The organism is Mycobacterium sp. ITM-2016-00318 (genome assembly GCF_002968285.2).
Classification (GTDB): Bacteria; Actinomycetota; Actinomycetes; order Mycobacteriales; family Mycobacteriaceae; genus Mycobacterium.
Genome location: NZ_CP134400.1, coordinates 2817053 through 2834792 on the forward strand (window position 1 = coordinate 2817053; position 17740 = coordinate 2834792).

Here is a 17740-nt window from a genome sequence, read left to right on the forward strand (position 1 = left end):
TGAGTGGTGACCGTATCGGCCAGCACTGACAGAAACTCCGGGCCTCCGCCTGTGTGGGGGAGCCTAAGAGTCATTCGGTCGGCCACGTCTTGGCGGTCAACAACTCCTCAACTTCAGTAACGACGGCACGTATCTGCTGCGGGGTACCAACGAAGGCGGCGAAGAATCCCACGCCCGCCAGCATCGCGGCGAGGGTGTCAACCAACGGATTTACTCGAGCGGCCGAGGAGGAAAGCTCACCGCGGTCCACCGCGTCATTCACAGCCCAGATTAAGAACCGCCGGGTGATGGTCACGGGGCAATGGTCAGGATCGCGTAGTTCGGGGCGGCGCTGGCACTCAGCAGCCGAGGTCCACAAAAACGCCGCGACAGACCTGTCCTGAGCTATCGCGTCGCCGGCCGTTCTTATGAGAACCGACACCTGGCGTGCAAGACCGGTCTCCTGCGCCGCGCGGTCGATCGCGGGCACCACGACCTCGGTGTAGGTGGCCTTGATTGCCTCGTGATACATCGCGCGTTTGTCTTCGAAGTGATAATTCACCGTCGGGCGCGAGAGGCCCGCCCGCTGGGCCACCTCCCGCAAAGTGGTGCCGTCGTAGCCTCGTTTGCTGAAGACCTCCCGCGCAACCTTCACCAGACGCTCATGCGTCAGCGCCCCGATAGCCGCCGGCGGCCTGCCGGGGCGCCTCGTTAACCCGTCATCGGCTCGGGCCACCATCGTCCCGTTCCCCCTGACCCATGCCGCCCCCATAGATCGCGCTGACTGCCGCGCGCCAACAATTGACGATCGCGTAACCAGCCCTTGCCTAACCTACGCTTCTGCAGCACCGACATGAAGACCAACACGAGTTCAGTTTTGAAGCATGGGACTTCCGAGAAAGTCCCGTCCACGCATCGTGTGACGCGGTGTTCGAGAGCCGAGCCGTGAAGTCTGAACGTCGGGGAAGGCGATCGCACGGGCGACGTTTGGCCGTTTCGGATGCGGGTAGGCGATTCGGATGCCTGGGGAGCCTTCATCAATCCTGCTAGTCGCGGATCCCGGTGCCCCGGCGGTGATCGCCGAACGTCTGTCTGATTCGCTACCGGACGCGCTAACGGGCGGTCCCGCAGATGACAGGTGGGACGTGTCGGTGCGGCGTCACGCCTACCCCATCGACGAGCACACCGAGGTTTCAGAGGTGGTCGGCACAGTCGAACCGGGGGGCGAGACAGAAGACATCGTCATCTATCTCACCGATCTGCCCCGTCGTCAGGGGACGACACCGGTGATAGCCGACATCAGCGTGCCCAACCGCTTCGGAGTGATCTCCATCCCAGGGTTGGGTGGTGCGTTCATCGATCGCCGGGTGAGAAATTTGGCGCGAACCGTGGTCGCCGAGGTGACGGACCAGTCGAGGAAGCAAGACGTGCCGGTGAAGCGGCTGACGCGGATACAGGACGACGACGTCGTTCACTACGTCGCGCCGTCAGCACTGTCACGTCTGCGCCTCCTGGCCGGCATGGTTTACGCCAATCGACCGTGGCGATTGGTTACCGGTATGTCGAAGGTGATGATGGCAGCGTTCGCCACTGGGGCTGTAAGCCTTGCATATCCGACGATTTGGCAGTTGTCCGCCACTATGGGCCCCTGGCGATTGAGCGCGGCAACGATCTTGGCGAGCGCAGCCCTGATCGCGTGGCTCATCGTTGAACACAAACTATGGGAACGCCCGCAGTCGGCCGATGAACGTGAACGCTCGGTGTTGTACAACGCATCGACTGTCGTCACGCTGACGATCGGTGTCGTTATCTTCCACGCCGGACTATTCATCCTGCTTCTAGTGACCGCGTGGTGGACACTTCCGCCGCACATGGTCGCTCAAAACATCGGCAAACCGTTCGGACTTACCTCCTTGTTGTTGATGGCGTGGTTGGTGGCTGCAGTCGCCACGTTGGGCGGTGCGCTCGGCTCGGGGATGGAGGATGACGACGCCGTGAAGGCGGCGGCATATGGGGCGCGACAACGCCAGCGATTCGATCAAGCGAACTGACGCCGTCTCCATTTGGGTCGGGTTGCAGCCCAGAGTCCTTAAGGGCCGTTCGGGTGCCCACCATTCCAGGCTCGCGCCAGTCACTGGGTGACGCTCTCTATCGCAACGTCCACCGCTAGTCCTGTCGTCGAACTCGAGGGGTACGGTGTCATCCGTCGCCGGTATGAGCGTAGAAGCCATCGGAGCCGTGTTCCGTTGCGGCAGGGAGGTGGGCGACAACCAGCGCGAACAGCGCTATGACGGCACTGCGAAATGCGGCTTCGGACCCATTCCAATCCGACGAACGCCACATTTGAAACCATTCGCCGCCGATGGCGAGAAAGCCGCCTACGAACTGCACGACAATCATCGTCAGTCCGATTGTCGCCAGCGCGCGTGCCCGGGTCCGACTGCGCACGGAACGGACGAACCACAAGATGGTCGCTGCCCCTAGAGCCAAGCCGGCAAGCAGTTCCCACGCAATGATCCCGATGTATGCGGCATTCTGAAGCGGACGGGACTCGACCGCGTGCCACATCACCTCCGGATCGAGTCCCTGGCCCACCGGCGCACCGAAGTTCGCCGTGTCCATCGAGAGAACGTGTTGGACGAATGACTGATTCGTCGCAAAATCGGTGATGTTTCCGAACGCGACCAACAGGATGAAGAGCGCGTTCAGCCCGACGAGAACCCCACCGACAGTGAACAAGCTACCGATGGCTAGCCAACGCGGCTGCGAGCGCCCAGCGCCGTCGATTCTCTTCGAAGAGTTCATGCCCGACTTCTCCAATCAACGTGCTATCGATGTGCGTGACAGGAACCTGAAGCCGCGCATGTGTCACAGTGCCCATTGTGCGCAGGAGCCACCGTCAGATCGATCAGTTCGAGCGACGGCGGACCTCGCCGCCGTCCCGCTGGACCCCCACACGTTAGGTGCAAGCCGGTCGCCTCCTCGGGATCCACACTGCGCAACGACGGGCGCTTGCATCGGCGCTGGCGGTCCACCAACCGAAGCTCGTGCAGGTCAAGGGGGGAGAATCGGACCGCCTCTGGCGTCTGATGTGGAGGTACGCGTCCGACGATGCCACGGGGGCTGCAGGGTCATCCTGGTGCTGAACCGGCCGCGCATCCCTGATGCGGCCCGTGCACAGCGCGCCGCATCGGGCGCATTATCGAGGGGTGACCGATGAGCACGGCAAGGTTGATCGCGACGGCATCACCGCAGACTTGGAGCGGGCACGTATCGAGTTCCACCGACTAGTGGAGGCAGCTGGAGCCGAGGATTGGGGCAGACGAACTTGCGGAACACGATGGACCAATGAGCAACTGCTGTTCCACATGGTGTTTGGCTACATGGTCGTACAACGTCTACTAATCCTTGTGCGGATCTTCAGTCGCTTGCCTGATCCAGTGAGCCGCTGTTTTGCCAACATCCTCGACGCCGCCACAAAGCCGTTCCACATCATCAACTACTACGGCTCATGTGCCGCGGCACTGGTCTACAACCGGCGCAGAATGGACGCAAAACTGGACCGTGTCATCGCCTCACTGCAACGCAAGCTCGCCCGAGAGAATGATGCCGACTTCGCTCGAGGTATGCGCTACCCGCTCGGTTGGGACCCGTTCTTCGACGACTTCATGACTTTGGAAGACGTGTATCGCTACCCCGGACGGCACTTCGACTTCCATGCTCACCAGCTGACGCTCACCGCCCTTCGGTGACACGTTCACCACCTGTTCGCTTGTGGCCTGATTCGATGTTTGTCAATATCGATGGATGTCGAAGTCAGATATGCAGCTCATCGAAGAGCGCGGCGGCGACCGGCTCAACAAACTCGGCATCACGCCCGTCGTGTAATGCCCGAACCCACACGCGCGCCGTCTGTGCTGTTCGTCTGCGTCAACGATGGCGGTAAGTCGCAGATGGCCGCCGGACTGACGCGCAAGATCGCCGGAGACTCCGTCCGCGTCTACTCCGCCGGAACCCGACCGGGCAAGGTGATCAACTCCCTTTCCGCCGAGTCGCTGATGTAGGTCGGCGCTGACATCACCGATCAAGTGCCTAAGGCCATCGATCTAACACTGGTTCGCGACGTCGACATCGTCATCACGCTCGGGCGCGAGGCTCACGTCGACCCGGTTCCTGGGACGCAATTCGAGAACTGGGATACCGACGAACCCTCCGAGCGCGGTATCGACGGCATCGAACGGATGCGTCTGGCCCGTGACGACATAGCGCGGCGCGTCGAGGACCTCTGGACCGCTTGGAGGTTCGATCGTCCTAGCTCTAACAGCCAGCTCGGTATGGCGGAGGCATTTCCGTGGCTCCTTGCGTCGTTTCGGGACTACGGTCGTCAGTACTGTGGGGTACCCGTACGGGTGCGGGAAGGACGGCAGTTGTGAACGCCGACTCGGCCAAGACGGACCATGGTGCGGTGCTGCAGCCAACTGAGCAGATGTGGCGCGAGATGCTGCCGCAATTGCGGACATTTGTGCGCAGACGGATCGCCGATCCCAACCGGGCTGACGACCTCGTCGGCGAGATCCTGCTAAGAATTCACCAAAATCTAGCGTCGCTCGACGATCATGAACGGCTCCCCAATTGGATGTTCCGGATCGCGCGCAATGCGATCATCGATGAGTACCGGCGGGCGGGGAGAAGCCGCGAACTGCTGACGGACACCCTGCAGGACGAGCCGACTCAGGTATCAGCAGACGAGGATGAATCGGGAGCGGTACGCGAGCTCTCCGCATGCCTACGCCCGATGCTCGACGGGCTACCGGCGGAGCAGCGCGATGCCTTGGCGATGGTTGAGCTGGACGGAATGACTCAGGCCGATGCCGCCGAGCGAATGGGTGTCTCAGTGTCTGGGATGAAGTCGCGCGTGCAGCGCGGCCGCCGGCACCTCGCCGAGGTGTTGGGTCAGTGCTGCGCGCTCACTCTCGACGGCCGCGGTGTCCCGATGGACTACGAACCGCCACCGGGCTGCGGGTGCGGCGAACACTGACCCGCGACGCGGGATGCTTCCGCAATTGATCGGAATCTGCACCAACGTGTGCACACGGCTCACACGGGTCGTTGGTTAGTCATGTTCCGTAAGCGCGCCTCAAGCACATCTAGCCCCGAAATCGAGATCTGCGCCGCGTCCCTTCGGCTGCATCTAGCGTCAATCCTTTTGAGCCTGAACAACAACCGCCGACGGCGGGGCCGGGATGGCGGCATTGCCCGAGCCCGCAGAGACGTCCAGGACACGGTCTCCCACCCGAATCTCACAGGCGCGCACCAGCTCCGGACCGAGCTCCCCGATAAGCTCCGCGGCGACGGCGGGATAGTCGCCGGACGCCCATAACGCCCGATGCTTCGCCTTGAGTCGGCGGTCAATTTCTGGTTCGACGATGCTGGTCATGCTTCTCTCCCAGCGATGGTTTTGATCTCGGGCCGGAATGGGCCCGGCGATCTGAACGGCGACGATGAATCGCGCACGCGGGTCTCACGAGCCTGGAACCAGGCGGGAGGTAGACAACCCGCCTGGTTCAACGGCTTCTACAGGCAGTGCCTGTTGTAGTTCGCCTTTGCGTTGCCGGCATCCGTCATGTACTCCCTATAAGCCTTCATGTCGCCCTGCTTCCGTGCCGCCCTGGCCACGATCAAGCTGCTTTCAAACGAATCCAACATGGCCTGGCAATTGGGGCTCTCAATCGGCTTGGCGCTGGCAGTGGCTGCGGTGAGTCCGACGACTGCCGGTGCCGCGAGTGTCGCCGACAGCAGTGCGGCAGCGGTCGCTCGTTTGAGCAGAGTTTGTTTCTTCATGATGGTTCTCCTTCTGGTTGGTCGCTCGTCGGCCCGCTTCGGCGAGCTCACATGTACTGACGCCGGACCCGCCGAAGGACGCACGTTCACCTCCGCTTGCGTCTCTGCGGCTCGTCGTACGTCAGAACAGGCGTCAAACAATGACGCTGAAAGGAGTCACCATGTTTTCCACATCATCAAACGACCTTCCTGTCGCGGTGCTCGGAGCCGGCCCCGTCGGACTGGCCGCGGCCGCGCACCTGTCCGAGCGAGGGCTTCCCTTCGTGATCTTCGAAGCAGGCGACTCCGTTGGTGCCAGCATCAAGCGCTGGGGCCATGTGCGCCTGTTCTCGCCGTGGCGCACCAACTTGGACCGCGCCGCGCAACGCCTCCTGAAAGCCCACGGGTGGAGTTCGCCGGCCCCGGGCGGCTACCCGACCGGAGCCGACATCGTCGAGCAGTATCTGACGCCACTAGTGCAAGCGGATGCGATCGCCCCGCATGTGCGTCTCAACCACAATGTCATCGGCGTCACACGCCAGGGTGTCGACAAGCTACGCGACGACGACCGCGAAGACCGTCCGTTCATCGTCACCACGAGTGATCCGGCCGGCATCACGCGGACTCCAGTGCGTGCGGTCATCGACGCGACCGGAACCTGGTTGTCCCCGAATCCCATTGGCGCCGAGGGCATACCGGCGATTGGCGAGGAAGAGGCACACCATTGGATCAGCTACGGTATCCCGGATGTGCTCGGCGCCGAACGCGACCGCTACGCGGGCCGGCGGGTGGCAGTCGTCGGAAGCGGGCATTCAGCCAAGCACGCGGTTCGCGAGCTGGCGCTGCTGGCCGAGCAGGATCCCGCCACCACGGTCACGTGGATCGTGCGCAGAGGCGAGGATCAACGGGTCTACGGAAACGAGGTCGACGCCCGACTGCCCGAGCGGGGCAAGCTCGGCGCGGACGCGCACAACTTGGTTTCCTCGGGGCGGGTCCGGCTCGAAACCGGGTTCCGCACCGAACGAATCCACGTCGACGAGTTGGGCATCACGCTGGTGTCTCCGGAGGGACAGGCGAGTGGACCGTTCGACGAGATCATCGCAGCGACAGGACTCCGTCCCGACTTCAGTTTCCTGCGCGAGGTGCGCGTCGACCTCGACCCGTGGGTGGAGAGCACTCGGGCGTTGGCCCCATTGATCGACCCCAACGTCCACTCATGTGGTTCAGTGCCTCCCCACGGCGCTGCGGAGCTCGCCCATCCCGAGCAAGGGTTCTACGCGATCGGCGCCAAGAGTTACGGCCGCGCACCCAACCTGCTCTTGGCAACCGGCTACGAGCAGGCCCGCTCGGTCGTCGCCCAGCTCGCCGGGGATCACGAGGCGGCCGCCCGCGTGGAGCTCGTCCTTCCGGCGTCCGGATCGTCATCCGGATCAAGCTGCGGTCTCAAGCCCCCACCGGAACCGGCGGCACCCCAACCAGAGCCGGTGACCAGTGCGTGCTGCGGCTGAAACCCTACGGTCGGGCCCGCCGGAACTTCGGCGGGCAACGGCCGCGCTGACGATCACTGAGCTGGCGTCTTGGGGAGTGCTCTACTACAGCTTCCCCGTGGTGGCACCAGCCATGGTCCGCCAGTCAGGGTGGAGCCTCACTCAAGTCAGCGGCGCCTTTTCGGCTGGTCTTCTCGTTTCTGGGCTGTCTGCACCGACTGTGGCGGCGATGTTAGCTCGGTTCGGACCCCGGGCGGTGATGACTGCGGGCTCCATCCTGACCGTAATCTCCACGATACTGTGGGCATGGGCACCTTCAATCGCGGTGCTTTATGGGGCGTGGATGCTGATCGGTGTCGCGATGGCCGCTACCCTCTACGAACCAGCGATTGTCGTTCTCACCCTGCTGGATTCACGGCACATGCGTCGCACCATCAGCATCATCACCGTGGCCGGCGGGCTCGCGAGCACCGTCTTCGTGCCGCTAACCGAACACCTTGTCGCAACCTTTGGCTGGCGCGTCGCCATCACGGTGCTCGGCTGCAGCGCCGGAACACTCACAGCGGCGCTACATAGGCGATACCTACCGCGAAACAACGGAGCTCACCACGACTCGGCACCTCCGCCGCACGAGGGTTCGGGGCCAAGTATGGCGACCAGCCGCCCGATGCGTCGCTTGCACATTGCGTACATGCTCGAACAGGGAAGCGCAGTCGCCGCAACAGCTTTGGTCGTCACCATGCTGATCGACCGAGGCGTCGATCCAAGAGTCGCCGCATTAGTGCTCGCCGTGACCGGTGCCGGAAAGGTTGGCGGACGGCTCCTCCTAGCAGGCCGGATCGGCCAAGCACAACCGCACCTACTCGCAGGGGGCGCAGCAGGTCTGCAGGCGATCGCCGTGATCAGCACCCTCGCGTCCACCTCGACAGCGTGGCTATTCGCTGCCGCACTGGCGTCCGGTATCGCGGCCGGAACCAGCAGCGTCCTTCGACCACTCATGATCGCCCACCACGTTCCGCTGTACAGATTCGCGTCGGCCAGTGCCAGACTGCAGACCTCGACAACCCTGACCCGCGCCGCGGGCCCAGTGATCGTGGCCAGCGCCGCACCGTATGCCGGATGGACCGGAGCCTGGGCGCTTGTGGCCAGTGGCCTGACCGCCGCCGCAGGCACATTCGCGGCGCTCGAAAAACGGCGCCGAGGCGGGTCAGTGTTACGGGAAGCGATCCGCTAATCGCCGGTAAACCGCCTCGGTTCGAGCCATCAACAGCGAGCGATCGGCCTGTAGTGGGCTGTTCCGATGCAAGCCGTAGTCGTCGGAGCGGCTGCCATCGGGATCCTCGCGAACCCCTCGCCCCATAGATGCAGCAATAGCCGGACGCGGAGAGGCCGCCACCTCTCGGAGGGGGCCTATCCGTTGGGCGTGACTCCGGGCCGCTAGCTCAAGCGACTCCAAATTATGTCAGTTTTCGCCACCGGATTTCTCGGGCGTACTGGTTTGCTTCTTCTTTCCCAGGCCATTGACGGCATTCTTGACGCCGTTACTCAGCTTCTTGAGCGAGGAACTGAATTGCTTGCTGCTCTTCGCGGATGACGCGCTCAGCTGATTGCCGGACTTGTTGGAGCTCCCACCGGCCAACGTCGTGGGCGCGAACTTGTTGGCCGAAGCCAGAGTAGTAGCCGTGCTGCCGCCGGTGTTGGGATCGAACGGGGTCCTGAGGGTGATGCCTGGGCCCGCTTGGACGACTATTTGTTGGACGACGTTAATCGCGCCAGCGATTGCGCCGGGGCCGACTGCCGTCACGAAGTTCCCGCAATCAACAGCGCAATCTCCCGCGGTGAAGATGCCCTGATAATTGAATGCCGTACTCAGGTTGCCAATCGAAGTCAGTACGCTGTCACTGGCATTCGGAAACCCGAATGGGAGGCCCACGTTGGTGGTGTTATTTAGAATGCCAGCTGACGTAAGGGTGTTCCGGTTGCCAATAACGTTGATTGCGGAGCTCCCGAGGCCTGTTGCCACAATTGTCATGGGTGTGCCATCGCCGGTGCCGCCGTTGCCGCCAAGATTGGTCGCGAGGTTGAAAGAACCCGCCGAACCAGGGGGCCCGTCAGGGAATACACCTGCCGCAACGACGTTATCCCGGGGATCTACGCCGCTACCCAGGTTCAAGGCGAGGTTGCCCAAACTGAAGCCCGTCGGATCGCCTGCAAGCGCCGTGACGTTTGTACCGGCAGCGATGGCGAAGTTCAGGAAGGAACCGTTGGCGGTCGCGACAGTGCCTTCGCCGAGTCCCAGTGCGAAGTTGCCGAAGGTGCTCGTGCAGCCCGAACCGATGTTGATGCCGCTGATGCCGATGCACGTCCCGTTGGCCGGTCCGACTCCACTCAGTGAGCCCACCGCCACTGCCGAGGCCACCCCTGCTACCAAAGCGGCCCGCACCAGGCCGTTGTTGACGGCCTTCTCCTTCGCGCTAACCCGACGCATGAGCATATGTTCTTCCTCCCTAGTCACAACACGCTGATCGATTGAACGTATTGCTCCGTAATGAGTGGCGTGAATGGAATCGGCCAAAATTTACGAGGGAGACAGTTTTTGCCCGTCGGACTGGCAGCGTGCGCATCCCAGCGCATCAACCGCAAACGGTCGTGCATTTCGGCGAGCGTCGTGATCGGCGATAAGCGCAGGTGCGCAGACTCACAGCGATGGGATGGACGCTGAGACGACGCTTCGAGATTAGTTGCTTATGCAAAGGCATTCGATTTCGAGCTTCATTGCTGCTCGGTCAAACGGATCACCGGAAGGATGCGGGCGCCGCCGCGGGTTCCCGATGCCGATGTGGGGAGTGGACTACTTCGGTCCGCCGGGTACGACGCGGCCTTGACTGGAGATGCGCGTGTAGGTCGCGGTGGACCGAATGAGGACTCGGTTTGCGGCGTCGAGCACCGAGCATTCGGCGCTGAGAAGGGTACGCCCGTTGTGGACCATCGCTGCTTCTGCGCGGAGGGGGCCTCCGCGCGGCTGTCGGTAGTAGCGGACGTGCATGTCCGTCGTCACGGTGAACTCAGAATCCAGGTGGTAGCAGCCGACCAGGCAAGAGGCGCATGCAGCGTCGGCGAAGGTCGCGAGTATCCCCCCGTGAATAGTGCCTTCGTAGCCTCCTCGAACTTCCTCAGAGAGCGGCATGGACAATATTGCGAAGCCGGGCTTGTACTCGACGACGCTCATCCCCAATCCCTTGTGGACGGGAGACCGGTGCAGTCGTTCAGTATCGAGCTCGGCCATATGTTTTCGCCTTCAAATAGATTCGTAGCTAATCGATTTGGGGATGATCGCATAACGCTGGACCCCACGGGCCAGTTGATCCAAGTTCGTTGCCGACGCTCTCAACATCTACCAGCCGGGCCGCGTTCTCGATGTCTTGGTAAGCGTTGAGTCAGCTTGCGGACGGGCGCACGTCCCTTGTCGCCGTTGCGTTTTCGGATCCCAGGGCAAAGCCCTGCCCAGAAAGTTTGCGTAGTGGAGTGAATAATGTCGAACGCTGGTTCCGTAGTGCACGTCAATCGTCGGCCCTCGTGCTGACCCGGACTGTTGTCAGGAACCGTATTGCTGCCTCAGGGGATTGACCACGGCGGATGGCGGGAGAATGCTGAGGTTATCGCTGGGGCCGATCACCCTACGGTTCGGAGGGGTTAATGAGCTCAGAGCATGTAACAGAGCAGGTGCCGCTGTCCGAAATCCAGGAAGGCGACACGATTCAAGATCCCGCCTCCGGTCAATGGTTCACCGTCACCCGAACGGCGGACGGCACAGAGAGCGTCGCCGACGTCCACTCGCCCGGCGGCGCGACGGTCCTTGAGGGTTACCGGGTCTACTACGGCGACGAACGACAAGGTGAACGGGTCGATTCGCGGTGCGTCATCGATTCGCGGTCCACTAAGGGTCTCGTTACGCGACAGGTGCGGGAGTAGTTCAGAAGGGGCTGTGCGGCGACGTCCGGTCGCAACTGCGAGTTCCCCGCGCCGCCAGGATTCCTTCTGCTCGGCTCTTGGTTGCCTGGCGGATAGCCAATTCTTACCTCCTCGAGGCCAACTCTGGCTTCTGGGCGATTACAGACGCAGTGCACGCGAAGGACCATTTTGCTTACCAGATCCCGAGAGGAACCCACGATGGTCGCACCGCCCAATACCAACTCGAGCCGCAACTAGGCGTCGTGATGACTTTCGGTGAGGCCACCTACTGGCACAACCACCCTGACTTGCCGCGCCTCGCGCAGAACATGCGCGAGCAGATGGAACAACAATCGACGGCATCCAACTGACACGAGGTCGCCGGCCTCAAAGCGCTCTGAGGCCGACCAGGGTCCTCCTTATCAATTCACGTCGTTCGTCGATCGACATCGATTCAGCGCGGGGGGTATGCACCCGCAGATAGCCCTTTGTCAGCAGGTCGTCGACCAGGAACCGCGTCGCACCGAGCGGTAGGGATAGACGCGCGGCCAGCTCTCCGACCGTCGGGCTCTGCACGCAATACGTCAGAACTTGGCCTCGCACATCGTTTTTCGACCAGCGCGGTGGCTTCGACGTGGTGGTGGCCGTCTCGACAGCGGCATCGAGAGGTATTTCGACACCGGAGTCGGTACGGCCTGCCCCAGGCGTGTTCGGCCCGACCAAGCTCGGCTCGGCCGCGACGTCCGGTTCTGTGAACCAGTCGCCTATGTCCTCCGACTGCTGACGGTCATCGCTGTGCTTTCCCCGGATGTGTGGCGAGCTCTGCGGCGAGTTGTAGTTCTCCAAGAACCGCAGGGCCTGGTCGGCATGCACCGATGCCCGTAGCTCGTTGGACACGACCTTGAGCACGGTGCGGTCGGTGTCGATGACGAAGGTGGTCCGGCTGACCGGCAGCAGCCGGGCCAGCAGGCCGCGGCGCCGGGAGTGCCGGCGACGCCCGGCCGCCTCCCGCGTCACGACGAATTTCCGGAGCTTGGCGAGCCTGCCTCGGCGCACTCCGAACAGCTCGGACACCACGCCGTCGGCGTCGGAGAGCAGCGGGTAGTCGAACGAGCGCTGTTGAGCGAAGTGGGCCTGTTTGTCCACGGTGTCGGTGCTGATGCCGACGCGGTGGGCACCGACCGCGGCGAATTCGTTGCTCAGGTCGCGGAAGTGGCAAGCCTGGGCTGTACAGATCGGTGAGGACGCCAACGGGAAGAAGAACAGGACCACCGGTCCCTCGGACAGGAGCGCAGACAAGGTCCGAGGCCGACCGGAGTGGTCGAACAGCGTGAAGTCAGGCGCCTTCTCGCCCGCAATCATCGCCAAAGACTATCGCCGGGAAGCTCTGCGCGACGAATGGGCCGGAGAATTCGGCCACCGCCGAACGGCGGTCGTTAGAGGTTCTGACAGTCGACCAGCGAGCGTGCAGTTAATGGCACGCCCACTCGGCTTTTCCGTCGCCAAATGCACGCTCGCGACCCTGAGGCTGAATCAGCCAGCTGTGAAATGCCGAGTACGGCCCTGGCGTTATGACTCACATGTCCCCGCAGACACCTGCCGCGACGGCTGCATTGTCGGTCGCCACGCGCTTCTACACGCCAGCATTGCTCAACCACTGCATCCGCTCATATCTATGGGGAGTCGAGTACGCCGCAGCGCACGGCATCGACTTCGACGACGAGCTCTATTACGTGTCGGCGATGCTGCACGACATCGCGTTGACCGAGCCGTTCGACAGTCACCGCCTCCCCTTCGAGGAGGCGGGCGGCGACCTGGCCTGGGTGTTCGGCGTCGCCGCCGGGTGGCCGGAGGAGCGGGCGGCACGCGCTACAGAGATCATCGTCCTGCACATGCGCCCTGACGTGCCCGCCACCGCCGACCCCGAGTCGCATCTCCTGCAAGTCGCCACGAGCTGGGACGTCGCCGGGCTGCGGCCAGAGGAGTTCCCGCCCGAGAGGCGGGCGAAGATTGTCACTGCCTACCCGCGGCTCGGCTTCGGCGCCGAGTTCACCGCCTGCTTCACCGATCAGGCCCAACGCAAGCCCGGCGGCGCGGCGGCTGAATCGGTAGCCAACAACGGCGCCGCGAGAATCGCGGCCAACCCCCTTGAGAACTAGCTGATCACGACGTTTTCAAGCCAGTTCTCCTTACCTCACGGATAGGAAACCTTGCCCTCGCACGCGTCGAACTCTGGCTTGTGGGCGATTACGGACGCTGCACGTTACCCGGAGTATTTAGTTCAACAACTCCACACCCGCAGCGCCCCACACCCCACCCGAGAGGAACTCCAATGACCACTTCGAGCACCCGCAACCTGCCCCGCTTCCGGTACGCCGCGACGCTCCTCGGCGCCTTCGCGATCCTCGCCCTCGCCCCCGCGACCGCACAGGCCGTTCCCGTTGACGGGACTGGCGGTGCAGGCTGCACCTACACCGACAAGGACGGCTATCCGATCCCGATCGACGACGGTCAGTCCGTGATCGTCGACGGAAAGACCGTCACCTGCAGCGGCGGAACAATCACCACCACATCCGCGCCGAAGAAGAACGTCGGCAACATCCGAGTACCAGCCATCCAGAATGCGCCGGTGCTCAAACTGCAACCCTGAGCACCGCTCCCAATCGTCGGCCCGCCACCCCCCTCCCCCCGGGGTGGCGGGCCGACTCAGGTTTGGGCTAGACGCGCGGGGTGCCGGGAGCTGCGGTTCCCGCTGTGTTCGCAACGCGCCGGTCGTCGCGCCGCTTCAGACCGATCAGGCCGAGCAGGCCGAGCAGACCGGCGAGCCCCCACAGACCGGTGTTGTCACCGTCGTCCTCGGTCTCGGCGGCCAACACCGTCGTCGTCGAGGCAGGCGCAGGGCTCTCGTAGGTGGTGGCGTGGGCGAGGCCCGCGCCTCCGAAGGTGAGAGCACCGGTCATACCGAGAACAGCAATCGTTTTACGCATGAATTTTCTCCATTGTCTCGATCCGGGCACTAACCCGGGTTTGGCCGCAGACCTAGGGCTGAAGTCCACGTTTGAGCGCGACGAAATGAGACGGTTTCCCCCCGCCGCTCGCCGTTTGTTACCCGCCGTCCTGCCACCCAAACATGGCGGCGCTAGCCGGCTACGGGCTCATCGAGCCGATGAAATAGGTCTCCTGGCCACCGGGGAAGCCGCCGCCGTCGGTGGCGATGTGCACGTGGTCGTAGTGGTTCGCAGTCTCGTTGCCGTAGTCGGCCGTCCAGCTCGGCGCCCCGATGCCGGGGTAGAAGCCCTGCCGCCATATGACATGAATCACACCCCAGCGCTTCGCATTCGCCAACGCGAGGCCTGCGATCTGATTGCCGAGTTCGATGCCCTCGTCCGAATTGTGATTGGGAATCATCACGTCGATGGCCAACCCGTTGGGATGCCAGGGCAGCGGATCCTGCCGCGCCCCGCCGATGGTGGTGATTTCCGGGAACATCACGCTGATGGCCCGCGCCACCCAGATCGTGTGGATCTGCAGTCCCTGCTCCGGTGCGATGCCGACCGGCAGCGCGAACCCGGCCGCCTGGTTGGCGACCGGAGCGCTGGCGGCGATCAGGTCCGGAGCCGCGGCGGGTTTGTCGGGCTGTGCCGCGCTCGACGTCGGGCTCGCGGGGCCTGCCACCGGCTTCTCATCGGTTGTCGCAGGCTCATACAGCAGGGCGGCGGAGACCGCTACCGAGGCCACGACGGCCAGCAGGCGGCCCCGGCCGTTGGCGAGCAGGTCCTTGCGCACGCAACGCAGGATACTTTCGTGTCGGATCCCACGCGGCAAACTCACTCCCGAGTTCGTGAATTGTCATCATCTTGACGTTGTTCGGATCGGTAGCCACCGGCTCACCGCGCACTGGTACCGCAACCGCTGATCCGACTCCACGACCGATTCGGGCTGCGTGAGACCGACACGTAGTCCTACTCAGCCACCGCAGGCGGATACCCGGCATCCTGGACGCATGCCGTTGAGTTCCTCTGTGCCCGACGCCCGCGCCGTAGCCGAGAGCACCAAACCCGACCGGGACCGTGCGGTCGACGTCGCCCGGCTCACCGCCCTGGTCGTCGTGATGTTCGGCCACTGCGCACTGCTGCTGGCCACAATCGACTCGAGCGGTCTGTGGATCGGCAACCTGCTCGGCGAAATCCCTGCGCTCACCCCTCTCACCTGGCTCGTTCAGGTGATGCCGCTGTTCTTCCTCGCGGGTGGCGCGGCGGGTGCCTACGGCTGGCACGCGGGCACGCAGTGGGGGACGTGGCTGGTCGCCAGGACACAGCGACTCTGCCGTCCGGTGTTCTGGTATCTGGCCTTCTGGACTGTCGGCCTTGCGGTGGCATCGGCGGTTCTTGGCGCGGAGTCCGCGGTGCGCCTAGGCCGGGAGTCCGTTGCCCTTCTGTGGTTTCTCGGGGTCTATATGGTGACGCTGGCATTCGTTCCGGCGCTGACGAAGATGCGCACGGCGCGGACCGTGACGGTCCTCGTCGCCTCACTTCTGGTGTTGACGAGCGCGGTGGATGCCGTTCGGATCGCCACCGGCGAGCTGTTGTCGGGCCTGCCCAACTTCTTGATCGTCTGGCTGATCCCGGTCGTGATCGGTGTCGCTTACGCACACAGGTTGATCGGCGTTCGAGCGGCCTTGTCGGTCGCGGTGTGTGCGTTCTTGGCGCAGATCCTGTTGGCGACGTTCGGCCCGTACGCGGTCTCGCTGGTCGTGACGGGCACCGAACACATGTCGAACGTCACGCCACCGACACTTCTGCTTGCGCTGCAATGCCTTTGGATGTCGTGCGCGTTCGTCGCCGCGGCGGGACCGATTCAGCGGTGGGCGCAGCGGCCGCGGGTGTGGCATCTCGTGGCGGTCGGCAACGGGGGAGCGATGACGCTCTACCTGTGGCACATCCCCGCGATAGCCGTCGCCACATTCGCGCTGCATGCCGTCGGCCTCGACGCGTATGACGTTGATGCACCCGGGTTCTGGGGCCTGCTCGCGTTACGGGCGGTGGTATTCGCGATCGTGATGGCGGCGACGTTCCTCCTGTTGTCGCCGCTGGAACATCGCCGGATCCCGTGGTGGGACAGTGCGGTCGGCGCAACCGGAACGCGGTCGACCGCGGCAGGAATCCTGATCTGCGGCGCCGGAGTGGCCGTGGTCATGCTCGCCAAGAACGGCTTGGGCGATGCCACCGGCTACACACTGCTGGCCTGCTTTCTCGCTGCCGCGGTGACGGCGCGTGCCTGCGCCGGTGGTCACAGCCTCGTCGCAGATCGGTAACCGATCGAAAGTTCCCGCCGCCGCACCCGATCAGCCGCTCTATGCTGCGGACTGATCGCTGTCACACCGAGACGCGGCCATGTCGACAAGGGCGGGACCCGGCGAGTGCGAACAATATTGGGGCTGTCGAAGACGTCGACCAGTATTGGATGGGTTCTGGTCGACGGACGAGACGCCGCAGCAGAGCCGCTGGACTTCGACGCCTTCGACATCATCGATGGGAGTACCGCCGCGCCCGCCGCGACGGCGCGCCGGGTCCGCGATATCGCCACCGCAAGTGGTTTCACCGTCGACTCCGTGCACGTCACCTCCAGCGGCAACGTGTCGTCGCTGTGTGACGCGTTGACCGAGTGCGGATTCAACGACGTCGTGTCCGTTCCGCTGGTCGAGGCGACCCGGTCGTGGGGCAGGGACACCGGCTACGCCAACGCGATGGAGAAGACCGCCATCTGCGTGTTCGGGCAGGATTCGGCGGCACTCTCGACGATCGACACCCGCAGCGGGGCAGTCCAGTGCGTGACCACCACGGTGACGAACGACCTCGCCACCTTCATCTCATGGCTGAACTTCGCCATCGTTGCAGACGGTACGCGGGCGGACGCGCTGTACCTGATCGGGTCTCGACAACAACTCGACAACCTCGCGGGGCCTCTCGACAAGGCCCTGCACGTACCCGTCGTCGCGACCGGCGACGCGCAGATCGCGCTGGCCCGCGGGGCGGCATCCTCGACCGGACTATGCACTCATTTCGCGACCGTCGAATGCGGCGGACCCGCCATGCGCACACGAGCGCTCACCATGGTGTCGGCCGTCGCGGTGGTCTCCGTATTCACGTTGTCTTCGGCAGCCAGCTCGATTCCGCTGCCGCAGGGCAGGGCTGCGCAGCCGGCCGTGCCGTCGACGGCCGAGAGCGTGCAGCGTCCTGCAGTCGACGTGCCCGTCGTGCCCATGGTTTTGCCGCCGCCCCCGCCCGCGGCGGCGGTCACACCCGATTTTGTTGTGCCGGAAGCGGTTCCGGCTGCCGCGCCGGAGTTTGTGCCACCGGTCGAGCACCTTGCCGATCCGCTACCCGTCGAGCACCTGCCGGACGCACATGGCGTGGCCGCGCCCGGCCCCGTTGCTCCCGTGCCTGCACCACCGGATCCTGCTGTAGGCGCGCCGGACCCTCTGTTCGGCGCACTGCCGTGAC

18 protein-coding genes and 3 pseudogenes are annotated in these 17740 nt (G+C 63.9%); 11 read left to right on the forward strand and 10 right to left on the reverse strand.

Annotated features, from left to right (window positions below):
- Positions 1–70: 70 nt before the first annotated feature.
- A complete protein-coding gene (locus tag C6A82_RS13775) occupies positions 71–634 on the reverse strand; it encodes a helix-turn-helix domain-containing protein (RefSeq protein WP_311101339.1) in 564 nt (187 codons plus the stop codon).
- Positions 635–998: 364 nt separating this feature from the next.
- Here C6A82_RS13775 and C6A82_RS13780 point away from each other — a divergent pair, with 364 nt between their 5' ends.
- Positions 999–2030: a hypothetical protein gene (locus tag C6A82_RS13780; RefSeq protein WP_105346680.1), complete on the forward strand. Its 1032-nt coding sequence runs from the start codon at positions 999–1001 to the stop codon at positions 2028–2030.
- 148 nt (positions 2031–2178) lie between these two features.
- On the opposite strand, the gene C6A82_RS13785 is transcribed toward C6A82_RS13780, so the two are convergent.
- On the reverse strand, positions 2179–2784 hold the full coding sequence (locus C6A82_RS13785; RefSeq protein WP_105346679.1) for a DUF2165 domain-containing protein: 606 nt from the start codon (positions 2782–2784) through the stop codon (positions 2179–2181).
- 404 nt (positions 2785–3188) lie between these two features.
- Between C6A82_RS13785 and C6A82_RS13790 the strand changes: the two genes are divergently transcribed.
- The 3 genes and pseudogenes from C6A82_RS13790 (at position 3189) to sigZ (ending at position 5017) form a co-directional block, all read left to right on the forward strand.
- On the forward strand, positions 3189–3731 hold the full coding sequence (locus C6A82_RS13790; RefSeq protein ID WP_105346677.1) for a DinB family protein: 543 nt from the start codon (positions 3189–3191) through the stop codon (positions 3729–3731).
- A gap of 135 nt (positions 3732–3866) precedes the next feature.
- Positions 3867–4265: pseudogene (locus C6A82_RS13795) on the forward strand (low molecular weight phosphatase family protein); the annotation flags it as partial.
- Between the two features lie 143 nt (positions 4266–4408).
- The gene (sigZ, locus tag C6A82_RS13800; RefSeq protein ID WP_233217018.1) at positions 4409–5017 is read left to right on the forward strand and encodes an RNA polymerase sigma factor SigZ; all 609 of its coding nucleotides are present in this window, start codon (positions 4409–4411) and stop codon (positions 5015–5017) included.
- A gap of 171 nt (positions 5018–5188) precedes the next feature.
- Here the strand turns inward: sigZ and C6A82_RS13805 are convergent.
- Both C6A82_RS13805 and C6A82_RS13810 read right to left on the reverse strand, forming a co-directional pair.
- Positions 5189–5416 (reverse strand): annotated as a pseudogene (locus tag C6A82_RS13805) (SAM-dependent methyltransferase); the annotation flags it as partial.
- 137 nt (positions 5417–5553) lie between these two features.
- The gene (locus C6A82_RS13810) at positions 5554–5820 is read right to left on the reverse strand and encodes a hypothetical protein (RefSeq protein ID WP_105346676.1); all 267 of its coding nucleotides are present in this window, start codon (positions 5818–5820) and stop codon (positions 5554–5556) included.
- Between the two features lie 161 nt (positions 5821–5981).
- On the opposite strand from C6A82_RS13810, the gene C6A82_RS13815 reads away from it, so the two are divergent.
- A complete protein-coding gene (locus C6A82_RS13815; RefSeq protein WP_105346696.1) occupies positions 5982–7307 on the forward strand; it encodes an NAD(P)-binding domain-containing protein in 1326 nt (441 codons plus the stop codon).
- A 76-nt stretch (positions 7308–7383) separates the two neighbouring features.
- A complete protein-coding gene (locus tag C6A82_RS13820; protein ID WP_105346674.1) occupies positions 7384–8520 on the forward strand; it encodes an MFS transporter in 1137 nt (378 codons plus the stop codon).
- Between the two features lie 228 nt (positions 8521–8748).
- Here the strand turns inward: C6A82_RS13820 and C6A82_RS13825 are convergent, their stop codons facing one another.
- Positions 8749–9780: a hypothetical protein gene (locus tag C6A82_RS13825; protein ID WP_105346673.1), complete on the reverse strand. Its 1032-nt coding sequence runs from the start codon at positions 9778–9780 to the stop codon at positions 8749–8751.
- A 357-nt stretch (positions 9781–10137) separates the two neighbouring features.
- Positions 10138–10572: a PaaI family thioesterase gene (locus tag C6A82_RS13830; protein ID WP_105346671.1), complete on the reverse strand. Its 435-nt coding sequence runs from the start codon at positions 10570–10572 to the stop codon at positions 10138–10140.
- Between the two features lie 410 nt (positions 10573–10982).
- Here C6A82_RS13830 and C6A82_RS13835 point away from each other — a divergent pair, with 410 nt between their 5' ends.
- The gene (locus tag C6A82_RS13835) at positions 10983–11258 is read left to right on the forward strand and encodes a hypothetical protein (RefSeq protein ID WP_142405996.1); all 276 of its coding nucleotides are present in this window, start codon (positions 10983–10985) and stop codon (positions 11256–11258) included.
- 366 nt (positions 11259–11624) lie between these two features.
- Here the strand turns inward: C6A82_RS13835 and C6A82_RS13840 are convergent, their stop codons facing one another.
- Both C6A82_RS13840 and C6A82_RS13845 read right to left on the reverse strand, forming a co-directional pair.
- Positions 11625–12083: a DUF742 domain-containing protein gene (locus C6A82_RS13840; protein ID WP_311101890.1), complete on the reverse strand. Its 459-nt coding sequence runs from the start codon at positions 12081–12083 to the stop codon at positions 11625–11627.
- Positions 12066–12599, reverse strand: a pseudogene (locus C6A82_RS13845) (peroxiredoxin); the annotation flags it as partial. The pseudogene C6A82_RS13845 and the gene C6A82_RS13840, both read right to left, overlap by 18 nt.
- 209 nt (positions 12600–12808) lie before the next feature.
- On the opposite strand from C6A82_RS13845, the gene C6A82_RS13850 reads away from it, so the two are divergent.
- Both C6A82_RS13850 and C6A82_RS13855 read left to right on the forward strand, forming a co-directional pair.
- Positions 12809–13396, forward strand: coding sequence for a cyanamide hydratase (locus tag C6A82_RS13850; RefSeq protein WP_233217017.1), 588 nt, complete (start codon positions 12809–12811; stop codon positions 13394–13396).
- A 173-nt stretch (positions 13397–13569) separates the two neighbouring features.
- On the forward strand, positions 13570–13887 hold the full coding sequence (locus C6A82_RS13855; RefSeq protein ID WP_105346664.1) for a hypothetical protein: 318 nt from the start codon (positions 13570–13572) through the stop codon (positions 13885–13887).
- Positions 13888–13954: 67 nt separating this feature from the next.
- Here C6A82_RS13855 and C6A82_RS13860 read toward each other — a convergent pair whose 3' ends face one another.
- Entirely contained in the window at positions 13955–14224 is a 270-nt protein-coding gene (locus C6A82_RS13860; RefSeq protein ID WP_105346663.1) for a WGxxGxxG family protein, read from the reverse strand.
- A gap of 160 nt (positions 14225–14384) precedes the next feature.
- Positions 14385–15032: a glycoside hydrolase gene (locus C6A82_RS13865; RefSeq protein WP_199193849.1), complete on the reverse strand. Its 648-nt coding sequence runs from the start codon at positions 15030–15032 to the stop codon at positions 14385–14387.
- 208 nt (positions 15033–15240) lie between these two features.
- Between C6A82_RS13865 and C6A82_RS13870 the strand changes: the two genes are divergently transcribed.
- Together C6A82_RS13870 and C6A82_RS13875 are read left to right on the forward strand one after the other, a co-directional pair.
- Positions 15241–16551: an acyltransferase gene (locus tag C6A82_RS13870; protein ID WP_105346661.1), complete on the forward strand. Its 1311-nt coding sequence runs from the start codon at positions 15241–15243 to the stop codon at positions 16549–16551.
- 105 nt (positions 16552–16656) lie between these two features.
- On the forward strand, positions 16657–17739 hold the full coding sequence (locus tag C6A82_RS13875; RefSeq protein ID WP_142405995.1) for a hypothetical protein: 1083 nt from the start codon (positions 16657–16659) through the stop codon (positions 17737–17739).
- Position 17740: the final 1 nt, after the last annotated feature.